Consider the following 21947-nt stretch of genomic DNA (forward strand, 5'->3'; position numbering starts at 1 on the left):
ACCTTCTTGTATGGTAGTCGCTCTTTAACCTCTTCAGGATTTGTCATGGCCTCTTCAACTGTTGCTCAATCTGATACCGCTGAAGCTCACCCTAAATCATTGATCCGCCGCGTTGCCAGCGCCTCGGCGATAGGCACGGCGGCAGAGTATTACGACTTTTTCGCTTACGGTACGGCAGCGGTACTGTTCTTTGGCCATCTGTTTTTTCCCAGCCACGATCCGCTGGTCAGCACACTCGCTGCCTTCGCCACTTATGCGGTTGGCTTCCTCGCTCGTCCCATTGGCGGCATGGTGTTTGGGCACATCGGCGACAAAGTGGGACGCAAAAAGGCGCTGGTGGCGACCATCCTGATCGTGGGCCTTGGCACGTTCTGCATTGGCCTGTTGCCAACCTACGAAAAAATTGGCGTCTGGGCCCCGGTATTACTGATTGCCATCCGCTTGCTGCAGGGGTTTGGCGTCGGCGGCGAACAGGCGGGCGCGGTATTAATGACGGCCGAATATGCGCAGCCTTCCCGGCGCGGTTTCTTTGCCAGCTGGGTGCAGATTGGTGCTCCGGTCGGGTTTCTGCTGCCGCTGGCGCTGTTCGCTGTGCTTAATGCCGCGCTGAGCGCGGAGCAGATGATGGACTGGGGCTGGCGCGTGCCTTTTCTGCTCAGCGCGCTGCTGGTGATTGTCGGCCTGTTTATTCGCCTGCGCATTGATGAATCGCCGGTCTTCGCCGCCATTCGTGAAACCAAAGCGGCAGAATCCAGGCCGTTAAAAGAGGTGCTGCGTGGTAATCCACGGCTGGTGGTCAACGGTGTGGCAGCGAAACTGATCGAAGCCTGCGCCTTCGCCCTGTTTACCGTCATCATCCTTGCCTGGGGTAAGGCTAATCAGCTTGATGCCGGCATTTTGATGAACAGTATGATCGTCGCGGTGATCCTCGAAGTACTGGCGATCCCGCTGATGGGTGCCCTTTCCGACCGCATCGGTCGCAAGCCGGTTTACCTGATCGGCACGCTGCTGATCATGCTCTCGATCGTGCCCTTTTTTCTCGCGCTGGCGCACAACAGCTACTGGCTCACGCAGCTGGCGATGATCGTGGCGCTGACGCTGGGTCACAGCATGTGTTATGCCCCGCAGGCGTCATGGTTCCCCGAACTGTTTCCCACGCACATTCGCTGCAGCGGTATCGCGGTGATCTGGCAGATCGGTTCGCTGATCGGCAGCGGCGTACTCGGACTGGTGGCGGTGAAAATTCTGCAGGTGACCAACGGCCACTGGTATGGTCTGGCGCTGTATGTTGCAGTGCTGGGGATGATTTCATTGTTCGGTCTGCTGCGTCTGCCGGAAACGGCGCCAGGCCGCCGCCAGGGTGAATATCACCCGTGGCAGCAGCATTAACGGTTAACGGCGCGGCAGCGCCACGCACAGCAGGCCGCAGACGATCAATATAACGCCAGCGAGACTGCTCCAGCGGAAGGTTTCATGCAATGCCGGCAGAGAAATGGCGGCCAGCCACACCAGCACATAGCTCAGACTGAGCAATGGATAGAGCCGGTTGAGCGGCAACAGCCGCAGTGCCAGCAGCCAGCACAGCATTGAGCAGCCGTAGGCGGCCAGTCCGCCGATTAACGGTATCAGGCCGTGCTGCCACGGTAGCGCGGTCCATGTATCCAGCGGTGGCAGCGCGAGCATCGCCGTGCGCAGCAGCAACTGCGCCAGCGACACCAGCAGCACGCTGGCCAGCGCCAGCAGCCAGCCCTTCACAGATGGCTCCCCATCAGCGCAACCCCGGCAACGATCGCCAGCGTACCCAGCCACTGCCGCCGCGTGTAGGTCTCACGCCAGATGACGCGCGCCGCCACCGCCACCAGCACAAAATTCAGGCTCAGCATCGGGTAAGCCACGCTGACCGGCACGGTGCGCAGCACCACCAGCCACAGCACCATCGCCGTCCCCAGCAGCAGCAGGCTGAGCCCCAGCCAGCCGAACAGGCGGTGCCCGCCGCAGTGGGCCGCCTGTTTCTGGCACAGCTGGGCGGCACAACTGAGCAGGCTTACCAGCAGGATCAGCAGCAGATTCATGGTGTCGCGTTGTAGCCGTAGTAGACCAGCCGTCCCTGCTGATAGACATCGTCCGGCACCGGCAGATGCGCATCCGCTTGCTTTTCGTCAGAATTCAGCAGCAGCACCAGCGCTACCGGACCTTTTCGGCGATGCAGGCGCAGCCAGTCGGCGAAGGCTTCCCCGTCGACGTAGCGCGTTTTTGCATCGGGATAACCCAGTCCGTACTCCAGCTCACCTTTTTCATCGAAGAAAGTGATATCGCTGCGGCGCAATTCCCATGCGACCGCAGAAGCGATACCGGAATTGTCCACCACCAGATAGCGGCTCTGCGCCAGCTGAGGCCGAACGGCGCTGACGAAACTCTGCGGCTGTTTGCTGTCACGTACCTTTTGTGGGATAGCCAACCCGACCAGCAGCGCCAATGCCAGCGGGCAAAGCGCAGCCAGTTGCCAGCGGCCTGTTTTCAGGCTTAGCCAGCCCATCACCGCCCAGCCGGCAAATGCCAGCGCAGCGCACAGTACCCGCAACAACTCATCGCGCGCGTAGACCGGATGGTGCGCCAGCCCCCAGGGTGCCAGCACCACCACGACCAGCAGCGTGGCGCCCAGACCAAACAGCAGGTTGATCCAGCCATTTACCGCCAACGCCTGTTTCAGGCGTGCGGCGTTACCGTGTGCATAGTGCGCCATCAACAACGCCAGCGGCGCAAAGCACGGCAGGATATAGGTCGGCAGTTTGCCTTTGGCGATGCTAAAGAACAGCAGCGGCAGCACAACCCAGCTAAGCAAATAGATCGCGGCAGCGTGCTGTTGACGCTGTCGCCATGCGCCGCTCAGCGCGCCCGGCAACAGGCCGAGCCACGGTAAACAGCCCGCCACCAACACCGGCAGGTAATACCAGAACGGCGCTTTATGCTGCGCATCGCTCTCCGCGAAGCGCTGAATATGTTCGACCCAGAAGAAGTAGTGCCAGAAATCGCCTTCCTGATGCTGTATAGACAGCGCCCAGGGCGCGCTGATCGCGGCCGCCACCAGCACAGTAAGCGGGCCCCAGCGCAGCAGTTCGCCAAAACGTCGCTGCCAGAGCACCCAGGGCACAATCGCCAGCACCGGCACCGCCAGCGCCAGAAAGCCCTTGGTCATGAAGCCCATGGCACAGGCCGCGCCGAGCAGCACATACCCCGTCAGCCGCTGTGAGGTACTGTGCGCCTGCGCAGCAAACCAAAAGCTACACATCGCCGCCACCAGCCACAGCAGCAGAATCGGATCGAGCACGGCGTAAGTGCCGATGCCGTAAACCAGCAGCGAGGTAAGAAAGATCACGCTGGCGGTGAGCGCTATTTTGCGGCTAGCGAACATCCGCTTGCCCAGCCAGTAGATCAGCATGGCACTCAGCGTGGTACAGATAATCGCACCGGCGCGCACGCCAAAATTATTATGCCCAAATATCAGCTGGCCAAAATTATTGATCCAGTAACCGGCAATCGGCTTCTCGAAGTAGCGCAAATCGAAAAAGTGCGGCACCACCCAGTTACCGCTCAGCAGCATCTCGCGGCTGATTTCGGCATAGCGGGTTTCATCCGGCTGCCAGAGATCACGGAATGGCACCGGGATCAGATAATAGAGAGCAAAAAGCGCTATCAGCAGCACTATGCGGGTGCGGCTGCGCATCGGTGTTTCCATACTTGGGTCCTGTAAAATGTTAACTCTGGCAACCCAGCCAGCCTTCCCGGCCGGCAATGTGCCCGCGCACCACATGGCCCTGTGGCAGCGTACTGAGATCGTCCGGCAGCAGATCGCTCAGCGGACAAAACCGGATGCCCTGCTGCTGCGCGCGCGTCAGCAGATCGGCAAAGGCGGGCAATCCGATGATGCCTTCGACCTCTGCGTGAATGGTATAGACCGGCGTACCGCTGGCGGCATGTATCTGCGCGAGAATAAAGTCGTTAAACCCTTCCGCGCTGACCTGCTGGCCCACCACTTCATCCCACGTTGGCAGGGTTACCGGAATTTGCACCGTGCCGAAGCTGCCATCGTTAAGGCGCGGAATGAACGGCCCGCTGCCACGACAGTCGCTGTTATAGCGAAAGCCAAACGGCTGCTTGGCATCCAGTACCCGGCTGTCGGCGCGCCAGCCTGCCACCGCAGAACAGGTGACACTGTCACCCAAAATGGCTTCCAGCGCCGCTTTACCGCGCGCAATCTGCGCATTCAGTTGCTGTGGCGACCAGACGCCAGCCCAGGTCTGCCAGGCAAAGTGATCCCACGCGTGTAACCCCACTTCATGGTGATCTGCCGTGGCGCGAATAATCGAAGCCAGCCCTTTGCCTATTTCGCGGCCCGGCCAGGCGGTACCGGCCAGTAAAATATCCCAGCCGTACAGCGAGGCCGCGCGCGATCTCAGCATTTTCCACAGAAAGCGCGGCTTCATCAGGCGCCACAGGTGGCGCCCCATGTTGTCCGGCCCGACGCTGAAGAAGAAGCTGGCCTGCAGCTGATGCAGGCTGAACTGCTGCAGCAGCGCCGGTACGCCCAGTTGCGTGCCGCGCCAGGTATCGACATCAACACGCAAACCCACTCGCTTCATGGCTTTTCCTGTAGCTCAACGGTGCGCAGGAAGAAGTCCAGCGTGTTGTCGATGGTGGTATCCATCGCCACGGTTGGCGTCCAGTCGAGCAGGCGGCGGGCATTCTTAATCGACGGCTTGCGGTGCTCCACGTCCTGATAGCCTTTGCCGTAATAGCTGCTGCTCTCTACCTCACGGAAACCGGCAAACGGCGGGAAGCGATCGCGCAGCGGGTGGCGCTCAAAGCTGGCCAGCAGGTGTTCCGCCAGTTCTTTAATACTGGCTTCGTTCTCCGGGTTACCAATGTTAACGATCTGGCCATCGCAGTTGTTGTGCTTGTTCTCGATAATGCGGAACAGCGCTTCGATGCCGTCGCGAATATCGGTGAAACAGCGCTTCTGCGCGCCACCGTCGATCAGCTTGATCGGCGAGCCTTCCACCAGATTAAGGATCAGCTGGGTGATGGCGCGAGAACTGCCGATACGCGCGGCGTTGAGGTTATCCAGCCGCGGGCCCATCCAGTTAAACGGACGGAACAGCGTAAAGCGCAGCCCCTCTTTTTCGCCATAGGCCCACAGCACCCGGTCCAGCAGCTGTTTTGATACCGAATAGATCCAGCGCTGTTTATTGATCGGTCCGACCACCAGGTTGGAGTGATCCTCGTCGAAATGCTGATCGGTACACATACCGTACACTTCGGAGGTCGACGGGAAAATGATGCGCTTTTTATACTTCACGCAGTCACGAATAATTTTCAGGTTCTCTTCGAAATCCAGCTCGAACACGCGCAGCGGATTACGGGTATATTCGATCGGCGTGGCGATCGCCACCAGCGGCAGCACTACGTCACATTTCTTGATGTGATACTCAATCCACTCTGAGTGAATGCTGATGTCGCCCTCGACAAAGTGGAAGCGCGGCTCATCCAGGAAGCGGCTGATAGCATCCGAGCCGATATCCAGGCCATAAACCTCAAAGTTATCATCCTGCAGCAGGCGTTCGGTAAGATGGTTACCGATGAAGCCGTTAACGCCGAGGATCAGTACCCGGGTGCGGCGTTTCACCGCGGCCACCGGCTGCGAATAGAGCAGCGCACCCGGCACCATGCCCAGACTCTGCGCCAGCTGGCTGCCGTTCATGTAAACACCGTTGTCGCTCTGCCCGGTGACCACTTCGAGCGCGCCCTCGCCGCAGGCAATCAGGAACGGCTCAACCGACAGCACTGTGCCCGGTTTGGCGCCGGGCGCATCCTGGTGAACCCGCCCTTTCCACACCACGAATTTCACCGTGCCGGCATAGGCAAACGCACCCGGCCAGGGATCGGTAACTGCGCGCACCAGGTTATTCACTTTAGCCGCAGGCAGTTCCCAGTTGATGCGGCCATCTTCCGGCGTGCGGCGACCCACCACGGTCGCTTCCGCGTCGTTCTGCGGCGTGGCGGTAATCTCACCGCGCTTCATCGGCGGCAGCGCGCCTTCCAGCAGCTGGCCGGCGCAGGCCACCAGCTTACGGTGCAGCGTCAGCGCATTATCCTGCGGGTCAATCGCCACGCGCTGCTGCGCCACAATGTCGCCGGCATCGGCACGTTTCACCATGCGGTGCAGCGTTACGCCAGTTTCCGTCTCGCCGTTGACCAGCACCCAGTTAAGCGGCGCACGACCACGGTATTTCGGCAGCAGCGAACCGTGCAGGTTAAACGCGCCAACCCGCGCGCAGTTCAGAATGGTATCGCTCAGCAGTGCGCGATAATAAAACGAGAAGATAAAGTCCGGCTGCATGGTGCGGATGCGATCCACCCACAGCGGATGGTTAGCATCTTCCGGCGCATAAACCGGAATGCCCTGCTCAGCCGCGAGGCGTGCTACCGAAGGAAACGCATGGCTCTCCGGCGAGGTGTCCGCATGGGTGAAGATGGCACTGATTTCATAGCCTGCGTTCAGCAGCGCAGTGATGCCTGCACAGCCCATTTCGGCATAGGCGAAGACGATAGTTTTCATTGCTTAATTTCCTGTACAGACGGGGCATCTTGTTGCGGATGGATAACACGTTGAATGAAGTAGCGCGGACGGGCGCGTACGTCGTTATAAATACGACCGATGTATTCGCCCAGCAGGCCCATGCCGACAAACTGCGCGCCGACAAAAATAAACAGCACGGCAAATAGCATGAACACACCGTCACCGGCCCAGCTGGCACCAAGGAACAGGCGCAGCACAATCAGGATCAGAGAAAAGGCGAAACCGGCCAGCGCGATTAAGCTGCCGACAATACTCAGCAGACGCAGCGGCGTGGTGGTCAGGCAGGTCACCAGGTCATACATCAGGTTGATCAGCTTCATAAAGCTGTATTTGGAGTCGCCAAACTCACGCTCGGCATGCGTAACCGGCAGTTCAATGGTGCGGCGCGCGAAGGTGTTCGCCAGAATCGGGATAAAGGTGCTGCGTTCGTGGCAGTTGAGCATCGCATCGACAATGTGACGGCGATAGGCGCGCAGCATGCAGCCATAATCGCCCATCGCTTTGCCGGTCACGCGCTGAATCAGGTGGTTGATGGTGCGTGAAGCGCGGCGACGGAACCAGCTGTCCTGACGGTTCTGGCGCACGGTGCCGACCACGTCGTAGCCCTGCTGCGCGGCTTTGACCAGGTTGGGGATCTCCTCCGGCGGGTTTTGCAGATCGGCATCCAGCGTAATGATCACATCACCGGAAACATGGCTGAAACCGGCCATAATCGCCGAGTGTTGTCCGTAGTTGCGATTCAGCAGCACGCCGACCACGTGACTGCCCGGCATATCCGCCGCATCGGCGATCATCTGCGCGGAGCGGTCGGCGCTGCCGTCATCCACCAGTAAGATTTCATAGTCAAGGCCGAGCGTGCGGCAGGCCGCGTCGGTGCGGCGCACCAGCTCCGGCAGGCTCTGTTCTTCGTTGTACACCGGGATCACCACGGAGACTTTGCGAATCGGTTTTTCTTCCAGCATCTCAGGCTCCCGCAAGGTGGCGTAAGGCAGCAATCACACGCGTTACATCGTCATCGAGCATGTCGGGGAACAGGGGCAGCGAGCAGATACGTTCACTGTTCCATTCGGTGGCCGGCAGCGAGAGCTGCGGATAGCGTTCACGGTAATACTTGTGGGTATGCGCGGCACGGAAATGCAGACCGGTGCCGATGTCATGGATTTTCAACTGCTCCATCAGCGCATCGCGACTGATACCGCAGCGCGCTTCGTCCACGCGAATGATAAACAGATGCCACGCATGCTGATGCGGCCACGCCGGCTGCACCAGCGGCAGCAACGGCGTATCTGCCAGCTCGCGCAAATAGCGCGCGGCGATGGCCTGGCGACGTGCATTGATGGCCGGCAACTTTTGCAGCTGCACCAGCGCAATCGCGGCGTTGATGTCTGGCAGGTTGTATTTAAAACCGGGCATGATCACTTCGGCCTGCGGTTTGCGGCCATGGGTATGACGATCGTAGGCATCGACGCCGAGGCCGTGGAATTTCAGGCTGCGCAGGCGGTCAGCCAGCTGCGCGTCATCGGTCACCACGATGCCGCCTTCGGCGCAGGTGATGTTTTTGATGGCGTGCAGCGAAAAGATTGCGGTGCCCTGCTGCCCGACGTGCCGGCCTTTGTAGTAGCAACCTACCGCGTGGGCCGCATCTTCAATGAGCGGGATATTGTGGCGCGCGCTGACGGCGCGAAGGGCGTCGATATCCGCCGGCGCACCGGCATAGTGAACCGGCACGATGGCGCGGGTTCGCGGCGTAATGGCCGCTTCGATCTGTTCTGCGCTCACCATCAGGTTATCGCGATCCACATCGATCATCACCGGCGTCGCGCCCAGCAGCGTAATAATATTGAGCGTGGAAACCCAGGTCAGCGACGGGGTGATCACCTCGTCGCCGGGCTGGATACCCAGCGCCATCAACGTAACGTGCATGCCTGCTGTGGCGGAGCTGACGGCAATAGCGTGCTGGTTGCCGGTGAGCTGGCAAAACGCCTGCTCCAGCGCAGCATTCTGCGGTCCGGTGGTAATCCAGCCCGATGCAAATACCGCCTGCACCGCGGCCAGTTCTTCCTCACCCAATGCCGGGCGCGAAAACGGAAGGAAACTCATAAGATAACCTTACTGTTGTGCCTGAAAACATGCTGAAAAATAAAACAAGCGTTATTGCCGCTCATGACAACCTGATGAAACACGCTGTAACCTTTTGTTTAAACGTTACTTAAACGAGTGTGTTCGCAGGGCGGCTGTTATCTGCGCGCAATAAAACTTAAGCAGGTCTGTTTTATCGCTATAAGAAACCAAAATACGGGGGAAAACTTAACTGAACATTAAATGGCAAAGCGGCACGCTGACTTTTTTACGTGATGTTGAAGATTGGTAGAAGATTGCGCGCCGGGGCCGGAAATCAGCATCGGGTCAGACATCATGGGTCGGCTTTACGATACAGGGCAATTAAAGTGGCTATTTTTCAATGCATTAACCAAGAGGCTACACTGTTCTTAAGGTTATCCTAAGGTTGGCTGCTTATTCTTCCCCGGGATAGTGACGCCAGAGGCTGGACAGGAGAATGATGATGAGAACCGCGACTGACAGACTTTCACAGGCAGCACTGCGCCGGCATCACATTGGTGTGAAAACAAAAGGATTACGTTTCCGCGGTGAGCTGTATGTGTTTCGCTATAACGCCGGCCATTACGACGTGTTTCGCAACAGCGAATGGGTGATGTCGCTCGCCACCAGCAATGTACTGGAAGCCATGCAGCAGTTTAAACAGAGCCAGTAAACTCGCTGGCGCATTGACTGGATTATTATCTGTCTCCGCTGGTGTATTGGTTAGATTGTTGCCAGCCTCAGCTAGCGCATCGATAGGATTTTTGCCTGTCTTCGCATCGATTTGGTCATTGCCAGCCGGTGAAATTCACGCATCCCCGCTTATATCTTCTCTGTTCTCTGGAACCCGCTCGTAAATCCTGCTGCAAATCGCTGCAACGCCGCTTTGCTGCTCGCCACGCCGTCTCCACCGGCGTATTGTGACTCTCGCACACCGGCCAGGGTTGTCGACAGATCGCGGTGCGCATCCATGCGCACCCTACAGGTTTTGTAGGGTCGCCATTCATGGCGACCTGCCATCAAACCGCACAAATCCGTAGCGGCGCGATTTCGCGGTGCGCATAAATGCGCGCCCGGCGAAACCTGTAGGGTCGCCATTTATGGTGACCTGCCGTCAAACCGCACAAATCCGTAGCGGCGCGATTTCGCGGTGCGCATAAATGCGCCCCCTGTGAAACCTGTAGGGTCGCCATTTATGGCGACCTTTCGCCAAACCGCACAGAACTGGTAGCGGCGCGATTTCGCGGTGCGCATCAATGTGCATCCTGCGAAACCTGTAGGGTCACCATTTATGGCGACCTGTCGCCAAACCGCACAGAACTGGTAGCGGCGCGATTTATCGCGCAAACAGGTTACGCGGCACCTTTATGCCAACCTGTCGTGCAACCGGGCAAAAAATCGCCCTATTTACACCGGTACGCATAAATGCGCCCCCACGGTAACCGCGCCATGACCTGCACGATCGCCATTCGTGGCGACAGAAAAACCCAACGCTGCATGGACAGCAGGAGAAAACCTCATGGAAATCGCCTACTGGCTGATCGGTACACTGCTGGCGCTCTGTGTCGGCAGCTTTCTCAACGTAGTCATTTATCGCCTGCCGCAGCAGGTAATGAACCCGCAACCCGGCCTTACCCTGCTGCTGCCGCGCTCGCACTGTCCACGCTGCCAGACCACGCTGCGCGCGATCGATATGCTGCCGCTGCTGAGCTGGCTGCTATTACGCGGACGCTGTCGCTACTGCCACCACCCGGTGAGCCTGCGCTACCCGCTGACGGAACTGCTCACCGCCGCGATCAGCCTGGCGCTGGCCTGGCTGCTGCCGCCCGACAGCCGCCTGCCTGCCGCCCTGCTGCTCGCCTGGATTCTGCTGGCGCTAACCCTCATCGACATTGAGCATCTGCTGTTGCCGGACGCTCTCACCCTTTCACTGCTGTGGCTTGGCCTGCTGTTCAAAGCGCTGCACTGGCTGCCCGGTACGCTGAATGATGCCGTGTTCGGTGCGATAGCCGGCTACAGCGCGCTGTGGCTAATCGGTGGACTCTATCAGCTGATAAAAAAGCGCCCCGGCCTCGGTGGCGGAGACGCCAAACTGCTGGCTGCGCTGGGTGCCTGGCTCGGCTGGGCGCTTTTACCCTTTGTGCTGTTACTGGCTTGCACAGGCGCAATTTTGTTTGTTCTGCTGGCCCGATTAGGCTGGCAACGCGAGCTGTATCACGTGCTGCCCTTTGGTCCGTGGCTGGCACTGGCGGGCATAAGTCTTTTTATTCACACGATTATTTAATCGCCTGTTCATATCGCGGCGCTAAAATAAGTGGCCAGTTTCTGTCCAACGTCCTGATTCCTATATGAAAAGAATAAACAATTCTAAACAAAATTAATCATTGTGATGTGCGTCAAAAGGCTCTATATTGGCCGCGTTTTTTGAGCCACTGATACTTTTTTGTTCAACTAGTCAATCGGCCAGCCTGTTCGAGCCCCGGTTGAAGGAGAGATATGATGACGGATAAAGTCCGTATTGATACTTTTGGTGCCAACTCATTCAACGGAAACAACGACGCATTCTTAGCCCGTCAGGCTGAGTTTGAATCAAACGTCAGGAGTTACCCGCGCAAGTTGCCTTTAGCGATTGCCAAAGCCAATGGCGTGTGGATTACGGATGTTGAAAACAAACAATATCTTGACTGTCTGGCTGGCGCAGGGACGCTGGCACTTGGTCATAACCATCCTGATGTTCTGCAGAGCATCCAAAATGTCATTACCAGCGGCTTGCCGTTACATACTCTTGATCTGACGACGCCACTGAAAGATCAGTTCTCCGAATCTCTGCTCTCGCTGCTGCCAGGTCAGGGTAAAGAGTACTGCCTGCAGTTCACCGGTCCATCCGGTGCTGATGCCGTTGAAGCGGCGCTGAAACTGGCGAAAAAAGTCACCGGCCGCAGCGGCGTAATCAGCTTCTCTGGCGGTTACCACGGGATGACGCACGGCGCGCTGTCCGTGACCGGCAACCTGTCGCCGAAAGAAGCGGTTGACGGCATGATGCCAGAAGTGCAGTTCATGCCTTACCCGCACCTGTACCGTTGCCCGCTGGGCCTCGGCGGCGAAGCTGGCGTGAAAGCCCTGACCTACTACTTCGAAAACCTGATCAACGACGTTGAAAGCGGCGTGCGTAAGCCTGCGGCCGTGATCCTCGAAGCGGTACAGGGTGAAGGCGGCGTGAACCCGGCGCCAGCTGAGTGGCTGCAGCGCATCCGCAAAGTGACCCAGGAACACGGCATTCTGCTGATCCTTGACGAAGTCCAGGCTGGCTTTGCCCGTACCGGTAAGTTCTTTGCCTTCGAACACGCGGGCATTGAGCCAGACATCATCGTGATGTCTAAAGCGGTGGGTGGCGGTCTGCCTCTGGCCGTGCTGGGTATTAAAAAGCAGTTTGACGCCTGGTCACCTGGCCACCACACCGGTACCTTCCGCGGCAACCAGCTGGCGATGGCAACCGGTCTGGCGACGCTGAAGATCCTGACCGAGCAGAACATCGCCGGCAAAGTGGCAGAACAGGGTGAATGGCTGAAAGCCCAGCTGAACGCGATGGCGAAACGCTTCCCGGTTATTGGTCACGTACGCGGCCTCGGGATGATGATCGGTATCGAAATCGTTAAGCCACACGAGCCAGCTGACCACATGGGCAGCTTCCCGGCCGACGGCGAACTCTCTGCACTGCTGCAGAAAAAATGCTTCGAAGCCGGTCTGATTCTGGAGCGTGGCGGTCGTCACGGTGCGGTACTGCGCCTGCTGCCATCACTGCTGATCAGCAACGAAGAGCTGGCCGTGTTCCTGGATAAATTTGAGCAGGCGCTGCTGGGCGCTGGCGTCAAACCTGTTTGACTGGAAGAGTAAATGTCTGAAGTAAACCCGATTCTGGCCGCCTCGGCCCCGAGCATTGAGGCGTACCAGCAGGCGATTGCCCAGAGCAGCGCCGCGGTTGTGCAGTGGCTGCAACAGCCTGAGATGTACCAGGGCAAAACGGTTGCCGAACTGCGCGAGCGTATCACGCTCGACTTCAATCCAAACGGCCTGGGCAACCAGGCCGCGATTGAACGTGCGATTGAATATTTCCTCAAAGACAGTCTGGCGGTGCACCATCCGCAGTGCGTTGCGCACCTGCACTGTCCGAGCCTGGTGGTAAGCCAGGCGGCTGAAGTGCTGATCAACGCCACTAACCAGAGCATGGATTCGTGGGATCAGAGCCCTTCTGCCACCATTATTGAAATCAAACTGATTGAGTGGCTGCGTGCGCAGGTTGGCTATCCGGCCGGTGATGCGGGCGTGTTCACCAGCGGCGGTACGCAGAGCAACCTGATGGGCCTGATGCTGGCACGTGACGCTTTCTATGCGCGTCAGGGCCATTCCGTGCAGCAGCACGGCATCACTGGCGATCTGCGCAAGATTAAAGTGCTGTGCTCAGAAAACGCCCACTTCTCCGTGCAGAAAAACATGGCGCTGCTGGGCCACGGCTATCAGTCTGTGGTGCAGGTGAAATCGGATCAGTTCGCCCGTATGGACGTGAATGACCTGAAAGCCAAACTGGCTCAGGCTGAAGCCAACGGCGAACAAATCCTGGCGATCGTCGCGACGGCAGGCACCACCGATGCCGGCGCCATCGATCCGCTGCGTGAAATCGCAGCCATCGCCGCTGAGCACAACATCTGGGTGCACGTGGACGCGGCCTGGGGCGGTGCGCTGCTGCTGTCTGAAAAGTATCGTCATTACCTGGATGGTCTGGAGCTGGTGGATTCCGTCACCCTCGACTTCCACAAACAATACTTCCAGACCATCAGCTGCGGCGCGTTCCTGCTGAAAGACGCGCGTCACTATGAGCTGATGCGTTATCAGGCAGCTTACCTGAACTCCGAGTTCGATGAAGAAGCCGGCGTGCCGAACCTGGTGTCCAAATCACTGCAGACCACGCGTCGTTTCGATGCGCTGAAACTGTGGATGGGTCTGGAAGCGCTGGGTCAGAAACAGTACGCCGCGATTATCGACCACGGCGTAAGCCTGGCACAGGACGTCGCGCAGTTCGTTGAATCTGAGCCGCGTCTGGAACTGGTAATGCAGCCACAGCTGGCCAGCGTGCTGTTCCGCTATCGTCCAGCCCAGCTGAGCGACAGCGCGCAGATCGCCCTGTTCAACCAGCGTATCGGCGATGCGCTGCTGGAGTCTGGCCGCGCTAACGTCGGTGTGACCGAGCATGCAGGCGTGACCTGCCTGAAGCTGACGCTGCTGAACCCGACCGTCACGCTGGAAGACATCAAGCTGCTGCTGGCGCTGGTAGAAAAAACTGCTGATCAATTGCTGAGCGCCTGATTAGGCGTGAAGTAAATAAGCCGCTAACCGGCAACGGTTAGCGGCTTTTTTTATAGCTTAAAAACAGATCGCCGCACGCTGGCTCACTGCGGAATGCGTGCAATTACCTTGATTTCAAAATCATAACCCGCCAGCCAGTTGACGCCCACCGCCGTCCAGTTGGGATAAGGCTCATCGCCGAAGAAGCGCAGCCGGACTTCGTTCACCGTGGCGAACTGCGCTTCCGGATCGGTATGAAACGTAGTGACATCAACCACGTCATCGAAACTGCAACCGGCGGCCTTCAGCACCGCCGCGAGATTGGTAAATGCCTGATTAACCTGACGCGTGAAATCCGGCTCGGCGGTGCCATCATCCCGGCTGCCTACCTGGCCGGAAACAAACAGCAGGTCGCCGGAGCGAATCGCCGCAGAGTATTTATTGATGTTGTACAACGCCTGACGGCCCGCTGGAAAAACAGCATCGCGTTTGTTCATAATCGTACTCCTGAAGATGAGAGAAGAAAGCGGGTTAGCTATGCCCGCTTTCGCTTTAACATACGCCGCGTATGTATTACTATGTTTTACATACGCGGCGTATGTCAATGCAAAATTTAAGGAACAGCGATGGCAGCCAGACGACGGGCAGACCAGGTGGAAGAGACGCGCGGCAAACTGATTGCCGCTGCACGACGCGCGTTTGCGCAGAAAGGTTACAGCGAAGCGTCAATGGATGACCTCACGGCAGCCGCCGGGCTGACGCGCGGTGCGCTGTATCATAATTTCGGCGACAAGAAAGGGTTATTGCAGGCGGTTATTGACCAGATTGACGGTGAGATTCTTGAGCAGATGCGCGCAGCCGGGCAGCAGTATCACACTCGCTGGCACGCGTTTCTGGCGGAAGCCATTACCTATATCGAGATGTCGCTGGAGCCAGAAGTCCAGCGCATCATGCTGCTGGATGGCCCGGCGGTGCTGGGCGATCCGTCGCGCTGGCCTAATCAGACCGCCTGTCTGCGCACCACCGCCGCCATGCTGGCGGAACTGATTGAGGAAGGTACGGTGAAACCGGTCGATACCGAAGCGGCGGCGCAACTGGTCAACGGCGCCGCGCTCAATGCCGCGCTGTGGATTGCCGCTGCCGATGAGCCGGTCGCGGCGCTGCCCCGTGCGGTGCAGGCCTTTCGGCTGCTGGTTTCCGGGCTGCTGGTCAACCCGGCGTCGCATTGAGTTCGCGTATCCAGCTGAGAAACGCCTGCAGCGGTGCCGGGATCAGCCGACGATCGTTGTAATACAGCCACAGGCCGGGAAAGCTGAGCCACCAGTCGGCAAGAATCGGTTGCAGACTGCCGTTGGCCAGCGCCGGCTTCAGCCAGTCCTCAAACAGGTAGACCACGCCGGCACCGGCGATGGCTGTCGACACCGTCAGCTCCATCGCCGCACCGATGCTGCAAATCAGCGGCCCCTGCGGCTGTAGCGTGATGCGTTCCGCGCCGCGGCTGAACTCCCATTCGGCCGTCACCCCGGTGGCATAACGACCATACAGACAGCGATGCTGCATCAGGTCGCGCGGATGCTGCGGCGTACCGTGAGCCGCCAGATAGGCCGGCGCCGCGGCCGCGGCAAAGCGCTGCACGCGCGGACCAATCGGCAGCGCCACCATATCCTGTTCCAGATGATCGTCGTAACGGATACCGGCATCGCAGCTGTCGCGAAAAATGTCCTGCACATTACTTTCCGCCACGATCTCCAGCCGGATGTCGGGATAGCGCTGCAAAAATCCCGGCACAATCGCCGGTAATACCAGCCGCGCCGCGCTGACCGGCACGTTCAGCCGTAGCGTGCCGCCCGGCGTGTCACGGAACGTGTTCAGAGCATCCAGCGCCGCATCCACTTCGTTCATGGCGGGCAGCAGCCGTGACATCAGCGCCCGGCCCGCTTCGGTCAGCACCACCGTTCGCGTGGTGCGATTGAACAGCCGAACGCCCAGTTGCTGTTCGGCGCGCCGCACCGCATCACTCAAACGCGACGGATTGCTGCCGCTCATGCGCGCCGCCTCGCGAAATCCACCGGCTTTTGCCACCGCCACTACCGCATGCAGCAATGCCATATCCAGCGCCATTGTGCGTCACTCCGTACAGTCTGTCCTGATTTACACGGATAGTCGCACAGCACCGTTGTGATTACAATTTAAACACTATCCGATAAAGGAGGTTTACATGTCACAGGCTACCACCACTTACACACTGGGCGACCGTCAGGTTGCCCGTCTCGGCTACGGTGCCATGCAGCTGGCCGGTCCCGGCGTATTTGGCCCGCCAAAAGATGAGGCCCGCGCGTTACAGGTGCTGCGCGATGCCGTGGCTGCCGGTGTGAATCACATCGACACCAGTGATTTTTACGGCCCGCACATCACCAATCAGCTGATCAAAAAAGCGCTCTATCCTTACCCCGACGATCTGGTGCTGGTGACCAAAGTGGGTGCCCGACGTGATGCCAAAGGCGGCTGGCTGCCCGCCAGCACGCCGGAGGAACTGACGCAGGCAGTTGAAGATAACCTGCGCAATCTCGGCCTCGACGTACTGGAGGTCGTCAATTTACGCTCGATGCTGAGCGTTCATGGACCGGCAGAGGGATCGCTGGAGCCGCAAATCGAGGCGATGATTAAGTTGCAGCAGCGTGGCCTGATTCGGCACATTGGCCTGAGCAACGTGACCGCCAGTCAGGTGGCGCAGGCACAGCAGATGACGCCGATTGCCTGCGTACAGAATCTGTATAATCTCGCCAATCGTCAGGATGATGCGCTGATCGACCAGCTGGCGGCGCAGGGCATTCCCTACGTGCCGTTCTTTCCGCTCGGCGGTTTTTCGCCGCTGCAGTCGGAACAGCTTAGCGCGGTGGCCAGCACGCTCAACGCCAGTACGCTGCAGGTGGCGCTCGCCTGGCTGTTGCAGCGCTCAGACAACATTCTGCTGATTCCCGGCACCTCCTCGCCGCAGCATCTGCAGCAAAATCTGGCCAGCGCGGCGCTGACGCTGAGCCCGGTAGTGATTGCACAACTGGACAGCATTGGTCGGGCGTAAGGCACACGCCGGGGCTATCCCCGCCCGGCGATGCCCGCTTCCACCAGGCAGGCTTTGAGCACACCAAACGCATCCTGACACTGGCGCTCATCCACGCAGGCGTAACCGAGCAGCAGACCGCGTCGCTCCTGCGGATGCATATAGTATTGCGACAGCGGCCGCACCTTCACGCCGCGTCGCAGCGCCAGCGCGGCAATCGCCACATCATCGCAGCCCGGAGGCAGATTCAGCACCAGATGCAGCCCGGCTTCATGATTGACCACCGGCATAAAGGCCGCGCCCAGGTAGCGCTCAATCAGCGTCATCATAAAGCGCCGGCGCTGACTATAGAGTTTGCGCATGCGGCGGATGTGCGTCATGTAGTGGCCTTTCTGAATAAACTCAGCCAGCGCGCGCTGCACCAGCAGATGGCCGCCGCGATAAAGTTCGGCCGCCGCCACGCGCAGCGGCTGCGCCAGCGCTTTTGGCACCACCAGATAGCCGAGACGCAGCGCGGGATAGAGCGTTTTACTGAAGGTGCCCATATAGATCACCGGCGCATCCGGTTCAAAGCCCTGTAGCGAGGGGAACGGCTGGCCGGCGAAGCGAAATTCGCTGTCATAGTCATCTTCCACCAGCCAGCTTTTGTGTTTGCGCGCGAGATCGAGCAGCTGCCTGCGCCGCTCCAGACTGAGATGCACACCCAGCGGATACTGGTGTGACGGTGTCACAAAAATCATCTTCGGCGCTTTGCTGCGCGGTGCCAGCTCCGGGATAATGCCCTGTTCATCCACCGCTTTGGCCTGAATTTTTAGCCCGTTAATGCGTAACAGGTTGCGCGTGCCCCAGTAGCCTGGCTCCTCGATCCACACCGGATCGCCCGCGTCGCACAGCACGCGCGTCACCAGATCCACCGCCTGATGAATGCCTTCAGTAATGATGATTTGATCGGCGTCGGCACGCACCGAGCGCGCCACGCTGAGATACTCAGCCAGCGCCTGGCGCAGCTGCGGGCAGCCGCCATTGCTGCTGTAAATCAGCCGCTCGATGTCAGGTTCGCGATTCAGGCGCGACTGAATCTGGCTAAATAACTTATGCGGAAACTCACGCACATCCGGCGCGCCGGGCACAAATGCGCCCCACTGATAAGGCGAGGCATTGGCGTGACCGAGCAGCGTGGCGCCGCGTTTAGAGATCGCCGCCGGTTTACTCATCAGGGGTTCACTAAGCGGCAGCGCCGGCGCGCTGTTCAGGCACCCTTCCGGCAGGTTTTCTGCAATCCAGGTGCCGCTGCCGGTGCGCGCGCTGACATATCCCTGCGCGACCAGATTCTCATAGACGTTGAGCACCGTATTACGCGACACCGCCAGCTCGCGCGCTAAATCACGCGTCGCCGGCAGGCGTGAGCCGCGCGGGAAAATGCCCTCTACAATCGCCGCCTGCATGCAGTGCAGCAGGCGCTGCTGCAGCGTGCCTTCCGCGACAAACTGTAGTCGTTCCAATACATGATCGGCGTACAAACTCCGCAATTGGCTCCATCCTTCTCAGTGAAATTGGCTCTGGCAACCGCGCTCAGTGCAGGCATAAATAAGCGTGTTTGTCGTGATTTGTAAAGACGCTTATCGCTAAGGAAAGGTTATGGAAGGTAAAAACAGCCAGTTGCAACAACGCAAAGATGACGCGCTGCCGCGCGGCACCGGTAATCTTTGTCAGTGGTATGTCGATCAGGCCGAAAACGCCACGCTGCGTGACGTTGAGGGCAATAGCTGGATTGATTTCGCTGGCGGCATCGCGGTGCTCAACACCGGCCACCGTCATCCGCGCATCGTGCAGGCCATTGCCGATCAGTTAGCAAAATTCACCCATACCGCGTTCCAGGTCACGCCGTATGAGAGCTATGTGGCGCTGGCGGAACGCATCAATCAGCGGGTGCCAATTGCCGGTAAAGCCAAAACCGCTTTTTTCACCACCGGCGCTGAAGCGGTAGAGAATGCGGTTAAAGTGGCGCGCGCCGCTACCCGTCGTCACGGCATCATCACCTTCGGTAACGCCTTTCACGGCCGCACCTTCATGACCATGGCGATGACCGGCAAAGTGGCCCCTTACAAGCGCGATTTTGGCCCGATGCCGGCCTCGGTGTTTCACGCCCGCTACCCTACCGCGGTCACCGGCATCAGCGTTGAGGACGCTATCGCCAGCCTGCACGACCTGTTCAGCCACGACATCGCGCCGCAGGATGTGGCCGCCATCGTACTGGAACCGGTGCAGGGCGAAGGCGGTTTCCACATCGCGCCGGCAGAGTTTCTTACGCAGCTGCGCGCGCTGGCCGATGAGCACGGCATTCTGCTGATTGCCGATGAGGTACAGAGCGGATTTGGCCGCACCGGCAAGCTGTTCGCCATGGAACACTACAGCGTACAGCCCGATCTCATCACCATGGCGAAAAGCCTGGCGGGCGGTATGCCGCTGTCGGCGGTGAGCGGTCGCGCTGACATCATGGATGCGCCCGGTCCGGGCGGGCTGGGCGGTACTTACGCCGGCAATCCGCTGTCGATTGCCGCCGCGCATGCGGTGCTGGATGTCATCGACGAAGAGCAGCTGTGCCAGCGCGCCAGCGACCTGGGCGCTACGCTGAGCGAACTGCTGCACCGCGCGCGCCGCGCTAACGCGTCGATTACCGACGTGCGTGCGCTGGGCTCAATGGTAGCCGTGGAGTTTGCCAGCGCGCAGCAGGCGCAGGCACTGCAGCAACAGGCGATGGCGCGCGGTCTGCTGCTGCTGACCTGTGGCCCGCAGGGTAACGTGATCCGCTTCCTCTATCCGCTCACCATTCCGGATACCCAGTTCCGCCAGGCGCTGGATATTCTCGACAGCCTGCTCAGCCAGCCTTAGCGTTCCACCCATTGTCCGATCGCTTGCCTGCCGCGTGCAGGCAAGTTTCACCTGCATAACAGGCGGGGTCTGCCCTGCCTGAGAGACGATCTGGAGAGATATTGATGACTGCTCAGAATGCCGATGTACTGGCACAAAGCCTGAAACCCCGCCACGTGCGCATGCTGTCAATTGCCGGTGTGATTGGCGCCGGGCTGTTCGTCGGTTCCGGCCATGCGATTGCCGAAGCCGGGCCGGCGGTGCTGCTGGCCTACATCGCCGCCGGTGCGCTGGTGGTACTGATCATGCGCATGCTGGCGGAGATGGCGGTCGCCTCACCTGACTCCGGCTCCTTCTCCACCTACGCCGACAAATCCCTTGGCCGCTGGGCTGGGTTTACCATCGGCTGGCTTTACTGGTGGTTCTGGGTACTGGTGATTCCGCTGGAGGCCAACGCCGCCGGCACCATTCTGCACGGCTGGTTCCCGCAGGTGGCGGTGTGGGAATACACGCTGGCGATCACCAGCTTCCTGACCATCAGTAACCTGTTCAGCGTGAAAAACTACGGTGAGTTTGAGTTCTGGTTCGCGCTGCTGAAAGTGGTGGCTATCGTCGCCTTTCTTTGTGCCGGCAGCCTGGCGCTGTTTGGCCTGTTGCCCGGCAGCAGCACGCAGGGTATTTCACATCTGTACGACACTCACGGCTTTATGCCTAACGGTATCAGTGCCGTGCTCGCCGCCATTCTCACCACCATGTTCTCTTTCATGGGCACGGAAATCGTCACCATTGCCGCCGCCGAATCTAACGAACCGCGCAAGCAAATCACCCACGCCACCAACTCGGTGATCTGGCGTATCGCGCTGTTTTATCTGCTGTCGATCTTTCTGGTGGTGGCGCTGGTGCCGTGGAATACGCCGTCGCTGATGAAAGCCGGATCTTACCAGACGGCGATGGAGATGATGAACGTGCCGTATGCCCGGCAGATTGTCGATGTGGTGGTGCTGATCGCGGTATGCAGCTGTCTCAATTCTGCGCTTTACACCGCGTCGCGCATGCTCTATTCCCTGTCGCGTCGTCAGGATGCGCCAGCGCCGGCCTCGCGCACCACGCGCAGCGGCACGCCATGGGTCGCAGTGCTGATGTCTACCGCCGCAGCATTTCTGGCGGTGATCGCCAACTATCTGGCGCCGAGCGCGGTGTTTGAGTTCCTGCTGGCCAGCTCCGGCGCCATTGCGCTGCTGGTTTATCTGGTCATTGCCGCTTCGCATCTGGTGCTGCGGAAAAAGCGCGAGGCGCGCGGCGAGCAACTCAGCTATCGCATGTGGCTGTTCCCGGGTCTGACGTGGGCCACCATGGTATTCATTGTTGGCGTACTGACGTCAATGCTGTTCAATGCGCAGCATCGTTCAGAAATTATCGCCACCGGGCTGTTAACGCTGCTGGTGCTGGTCGCCAGCCAGATAGTGCACCGCAAGCGCGCGGCGCGTAAAAACAGCGAGGAGATGGTAGCGCTGCGTTCGTAACGCTCGCCTTAACGGGCACGGAAGCCCGCCGTTACTGCACATCAATACTGATTGACTCTTCCGCCACGTTAATCGTCACGGTGCAGTGCGTCCACACCGGCTGCCCTTCAGTCATCTCATGTTCGATAAAGTATTGCTGAAAGTCTTTCAGCGCGGCACTGAGATCGCCAATCGCGCGCGCGTCCGGCTCGAACCAGTCCGGTTCGCCGTTTTCATCAAGGTAGTTAAACTGAAACTGCCCGCCCTCCTCATCGGCAAACAGCTCCGCCTGCACCACCAGCACCTGCGCGCCGTCGGGGCCACAGCTGAAAATGATCTGGCCAATGCGGCGATAAAGGTCTTCGTATTGCATAGTGAGAACTCCTGTAAGATGCGTGACGCGCGACAGCGCCGCGGCGGCATTCATCTTAGCCAA

General features: G+C 59.3%; 20 protein-coding genes. 9 read left to right on the forward strand and 11 right to left on the reverse strand.

Annotated features, from left to right (window positions below; all coding sequences use genetic code 11):
* The first annotated feature begins 45 nt into the window (after positions 1–45).
* Complete coding sequence (locus tag AC6I79_RS21710; protein WP_278427267.1) at positions 46–1389, forward strand: MFS transporter; 1344 nt, start codon at positions 46–48, stop codon at positions 1387–1389.
* 3 nt (positions 1390–1392) lie between these two features.
* Here the strand turns inward: AC6I79_RS21710 and arnF are convergent, their stop codons facing one another.
* The 7 genes from arnF to arnB are packed head-to-tail and all read right to left on the reverse strand — an operon-like array spanning position 1393 to position 8737.
* On the reverse strand, positions 1393–1755 hold the full coding sequence (arnF, locus tag AC6I79_RS21715; RefSeq protein ID WP_058781501.1) for a 4-amino-4-deoxy-L-arabinose-phosphoundecaprenol flippase subunit ArnF: 363 nt from the start codon (positions 1753–1755) through the stop codon (positions 1393–1395).
* Positions 1752–2072 (reverse strand): 4-amino-4-deoxy-L-arabinose-phosphoundecaprenol flippase subunit ArnE, encoded by a 321-nt coding sequence (arnE, locus tag AC6I79_RS21720; RefSeq protein ID WP_498027756.1) that lies wholly within the window; start codon positions 2070–2072, stop codon positions 1752–1754. The genes arnF and arnE overlap by 4 nt, the downstream gene beginning before the upstream one ends.
* Positions 2069–3724 carry a lipid IV(A) 4-amino-4-deoxy-L-arabinosyltransferase gene (gene arnT / locus AC6I79_RS21725; RefSeq protein ID WP_498027895.1) on the reverse strand — a complete coding sequence of 552 codons (1656 nt, stop codon included), beginning with the start codon at positions 3722–3724 and terminating at the stop codon, positions 2069–2071. Before arnT ends, arnE begins: the two co-directional genes overlap by 4 nt.
* Before the next feature lie 31 nt (positions 3725–3755).
* A complete protein-coding gene (gene arnD / locus AC6I79_RS21730; RefSeq protein ID WP_498027757.1) occupies positions 3756–4640 on the reverse strand; it encodes a 4-deoxy-4-formamido-L-arabinose-phosphoundecaprenol deformylase in 885 nt (294 codons plus the stop codon).
* Positions 4637–6616: a bifunctional UDP-4-amino-4-deoxy-L-arabinose formyltransferase/UDP-glucuronic acid oxidase ArnA gene (gene arnA / locus AC6I79_RS21735; RefSeq protein ID WP_498027758.1), complete on the reverse strand. Its 1980-nt coding sequence runs from the start codon at positions 6614–6616 to the stop codon at positions 4637–4639. The genes arnD and arnA overlap by 4 nt, the downstream gene beginning before the upstream one ends.
* Positions 6613–7599 carry an undecaprenyl-phosphate 4-deoxy-4-formamido-L-arabinose transferase gene (gene arnC / locus AC6I79_RS21740; RefSeq protein WP_021509379.1) on the reverse strand — a complete coding sequence of 329 codons (987 nt, stop codon included), beginning with the start codon at positions 7597–7599 and terminating at the stop codon, positions 6613–6615. The genes arnA and arnC overlap by 4 nt, the downstream gene beginning before the upstream one ends.
* Before the next feature lies 1 nt (position 7600).
* Entirely contained in the window at positions 7601–8737 is a 1137-nt protein-coding gene (gene arnB / locus AC6I79_RS21745; protein ID WP_104093300.1) for a UDP-4-amino-4-deoxy-L-arabinose aminotransferase, read from the reverse strand.
* A gap of 457 nt (positions 8738–9194) precedes the next feature.
* On the opposite strand from arnB, the gene AC6I79_RS21750 reads away from it, so the two are divergent.
* The 4 genes from AC6I79_RS21750 to AC6I79_RS21765 all read left to right on the forward strand — a co-directional run bounded on the left by AC6I79_RS21750 (position 9195) and on the right by AC6I79_RS21765 (position 14098).
* Positions 9195–9410: a hypothetical protein gene (locus AC6I79_RS21750; RefSeq protein ID WP_227746467.1), complete on the forward strand. Its 216-nt coding sequence runs from the start codon at positions 9195–9197 to the stop codon at positions 9408–9410.
* Between the two features lie 846 nt (positions 9411–10256).
* A complete protein-coding gene (locus AC6I79_RS21755) occupies positions 10257–11021 on the forward strand; it encodes a prepilin peptidase (RefSeq protein WP_498027759.1) in 765 nt (254 codons plus the stop codon).
* A 215-nt stretch (positions 11022–11236) separates the two neighbouring features.
* The gene (locus tag AC6I79_RS21760; protein ID WP_021509096.1) at positions 11237–12619 is read left to right on the forward strand and encodes a diaminobutyrate--2-oxoglutarate transaminase; all 1383 of its coding nucleotides are present in this window, start codon (positions 11237–11239) and stop codon (positions 12617–12619) included.
* 12 nt (positions 12620–12631) lie between these two features.
* Positions 12632–14098, forward strand: a complete 1467-nt coding sequence (locus AC6I79_RS21765; RefSeq protein ID WP_058770207.1) for a pyridoxal phosphate-dependent decarboxylase family protein — start codon at positions 12632–12634, stop codon at positions 14096–14098.
* Between the two features lie 83 nt (positions 14099–14181).
* Here AC6I79_RS21765 and AC6I79_RS21770 read toward each other — a convergent pair whose 3' ends face one another.
* Positions 14182–14574, reverse strand: coding sequence for a RidA family protein (locus AC6I79_RS21770; RefSeq protein WP_058770208.1), 393 nt, complete (start codon positions 14572–14574; stop codon positions 14182–14184).
* Between the two features lie 129 nt (positions 14575–14703).
* Here AC6I79_RS21770 and AC6I79_RS21775 point away from each other — a divergent pair, with 129 nt between their 5' ends.
* Positions 14704–15306: a TetR/AcrR family transcriptional regulator gene (locus AC6I79_RS21775; protein WP_021509093.1), complete on the forward strand. Its 603-nt coding sequence runs from the start codon at positions 14704–14706 to the stop codon at positions 15304–15306.
* On the opposite strand, the gene AC6I79_RS21780 is transcribed toward AC6I79_RS21775, so the two are convergent.
* Positions 15287–16198 (reverse strand): LysR substrate-binding domain-containing protein, encoded by a 912-nt coding sequence (locus tag AC6I79_RS21780; RefSeq protein ID WP_058770209.1) that lies wholly within the window; start codon positions 16196–16198, stop codon positions 15287–15289. The genes AC6I79_RS21775 and AC6I79_RS21780 overlap by 20 nt on opposite strands.
* Positions 16199–16295: 97 nt before the next feature.
* On the opposite strand from AC6I79_RS21780, the gene AC6I79_RS21785 reads away from it, so the two are divergent.
* Positions 16296–17159 (forward strand): aldo/keto reductase family oxidoreductase, encoded by an 864-nt coding sequence (locus AC6I79_RS21785; protein ID WP_498027760.1) that lies wholly within the window; start codon positions 16296–16298, stop codon positions 17157–17159.
* 14 nt (positions 17160–17173) lie between these two features.
* Here AC6I79_RS21785 and pdxR read toward each other — a convergent pair whose 3' ends face one another.
* Positions 17174–18667, reverse strand: a complete 1494-nt coding sequence (pdxR, locus tag AC6I79_RS21790) for a MocR-like pyridoxine biosynthesis transcription factor PdxR (RefSeq protein ID WP_193751880.1) — start codon at positions 18665–18667, stop codon at positions 17174–17176.
* 109 nt (positions 18668–18776) lie between these two features.
* On the opposite strand from pdxR, the gene gabT reads away from it, so the two are divergent.
* Both gabT and gabP read left to right on the forward strand, forming a co-directional pair.
* Positions 18777–20030 carry a 4-aminobutyrate--2-oxoglutarate transaminase gene (gene gabT / locus AC6I79_RS21795; protein WP_498027761.1) on the forward strand — a complete coding sequence of 418 codons (1254 nt, stop codon included), beginning with the start codon at positions 18777–18779 and terminating at the stop codon, positions 20028–20030.
* 104 nt (positions 20031–20134) lie between these two features.
* Positions 20135–21532, forward strand: coding sequence for a GABA permease (gene gabP, locus AC6I79_RS21800; RefSeq protein WP_136546738.1), 1398 nt, complete (start codon positions 20135–20137; stop codon positions 21530–21532).
* Between the two features lie 31 nt (positions 21533–21563).
* Here gabP and AC6I79_RS21805 read toward each other — a convergent pair whose 3' ends face one another.
* Positions 21564–21884, reverse strand: coding sequence for a hypothetical protein (locus AC6I79_RS21805; protein ID WP_021312978.1), 321 nt, complete (start codon positions 21882–21884; stop codon positions 21564–21566).
* Positions 21885–21947 lie beyond the last annotated feature (63 nt).

The organism is gamma proteobacterium symbiont of Scutellera amethystina (genome assembly GCF_059730845.1).

Excerpts from the sequence above, each read along its gene's own strand:
- arnC (WP_021509379.1), bottom strand. The coding sequence starts at position 7,599 with ATGCTGGAAGAAAAACCGATTCGCAAAGTCTCCGTGGTGATCCCGGTG.
- AC6I79_RS21805 (WP_021312978.1), bottom strand. The coding sequence starts at position 21,884 with ATGCAATACGAAGACCTTTATCGCCGCATTGGCCAGATCATTTTCAGC.
- AC6I79_RS21780 (WP_058770209.1), bottom strand. The coding sequence starts at position 16,198 with ATGGCGCTGGATATGGCATTGCTGCATGCGGTAGTGGCGGTGGCAAAA.
- arnB (WP_104093300.1), bottom strand. The coding sequence starts at position 8,737 with ATGAGTTTCCTTCCGTTTTCGCGCCCGGCATTGGGTGAGGAAGAACTG.
- arnT (WP_498027895.1), bottom strand. The coding sequence starts at position 3,724 with ATGCGCAGCCGCACCCGCATAGTGCTGCTGATAGCGCTTTTTGCTCTC.
- AC6I79_RS21755 (WP_498027759.1), top strand. The coding sequence starts at position 10,257 with ATGGAAATCGCCTACTGGCTGATCGGTACACTGCTGGCGCTCTGTGTC.
- arnE (WP_498027756.1), bottom strand. The coding sequence starts at position 2,072 with ATGAATCTGCTGCTGATCCTGCTGGTAAGCCTGCTCAGTTGTGCCGCC.
- gabT (WP_498027761.1), top strand. The coding sequence starts at position 18,777 with ATGGAAGGTAAAAACAGCCAGTTGCAACAACGCAAAGATGACGCGCTG.
- AC6I79_RS21770 (WP_058770208.1), bottom strand. The coding sequence starts at position 14,574 with ATGAACAAACGCGATGCTGTTTTTCCAGCGGGCCGTCAGGCGTTGTAC.
- arnD (WP_498027757.1), bottom strand. The coding sequence starts at position 4,640 with ATGAAGCGAGTGGGTTTGCGTGTTGATGTCGATACCTGGCGCGGCACG.
- AC6I79_RS21765 (WP_058770207.1), top strand. The coding sequence starts at position 12,632 with ATGTCTGAAGTAAACCCGATTCTGGCCGCCTCGGCCCCGAGCATTGAG.
- gabP (WP_136546738.1), top strand. The coding sequence starts at position 20,135 with ATGACTGCTCAGAATGCCGATGTACTGGCACAAAGCCTGAAACCCCGC.
- arnA (WP_498027758.1), bottom strand. The coding sequence starts at position 6,616 with ATGAAAACTATCGTCTTCGCCTATGCCGAAATGGGCTGTGCAGGCATC.
- AC6I79_RS21710 (WP_278427267.1), top strand. The coding sequence starts at position 46 with ATGGCCTCTTCAACTGTTGCTCAATCTGATACCGCTGAAGCTCACCCT.
- AC6I79_RS21760 (WP_021509096.1), top strand. The coding sequence starts at position 11,237 with ATGACGGATAAAGTCCGTATTGATACTTTTGGTGCCAACTCATTCAAC.
- AC6I79_RS21775 (WP_021509093.1), top strand. The coding sequence starts at position 14,704 with ATGGCAGCCAGACGACGGGCAGACCAGGTGGAAGAGACGCGCGGCAAA.
- AC6I79_RS21750 (WP_227746467.1), top strand. The coding sequence starts at position 9,195 with ATGATGATGAGAACCGCGACTGACAGACTTTCACAGGCAGCACTGCGC.
- AC6I79_RS21785 (WP_498027760.1), top strand. The coding sequence starts at position 16,296 with ATGTCACAGGCTACCACCACTTACACACTGGGCGACCGTCAGGTTGCC.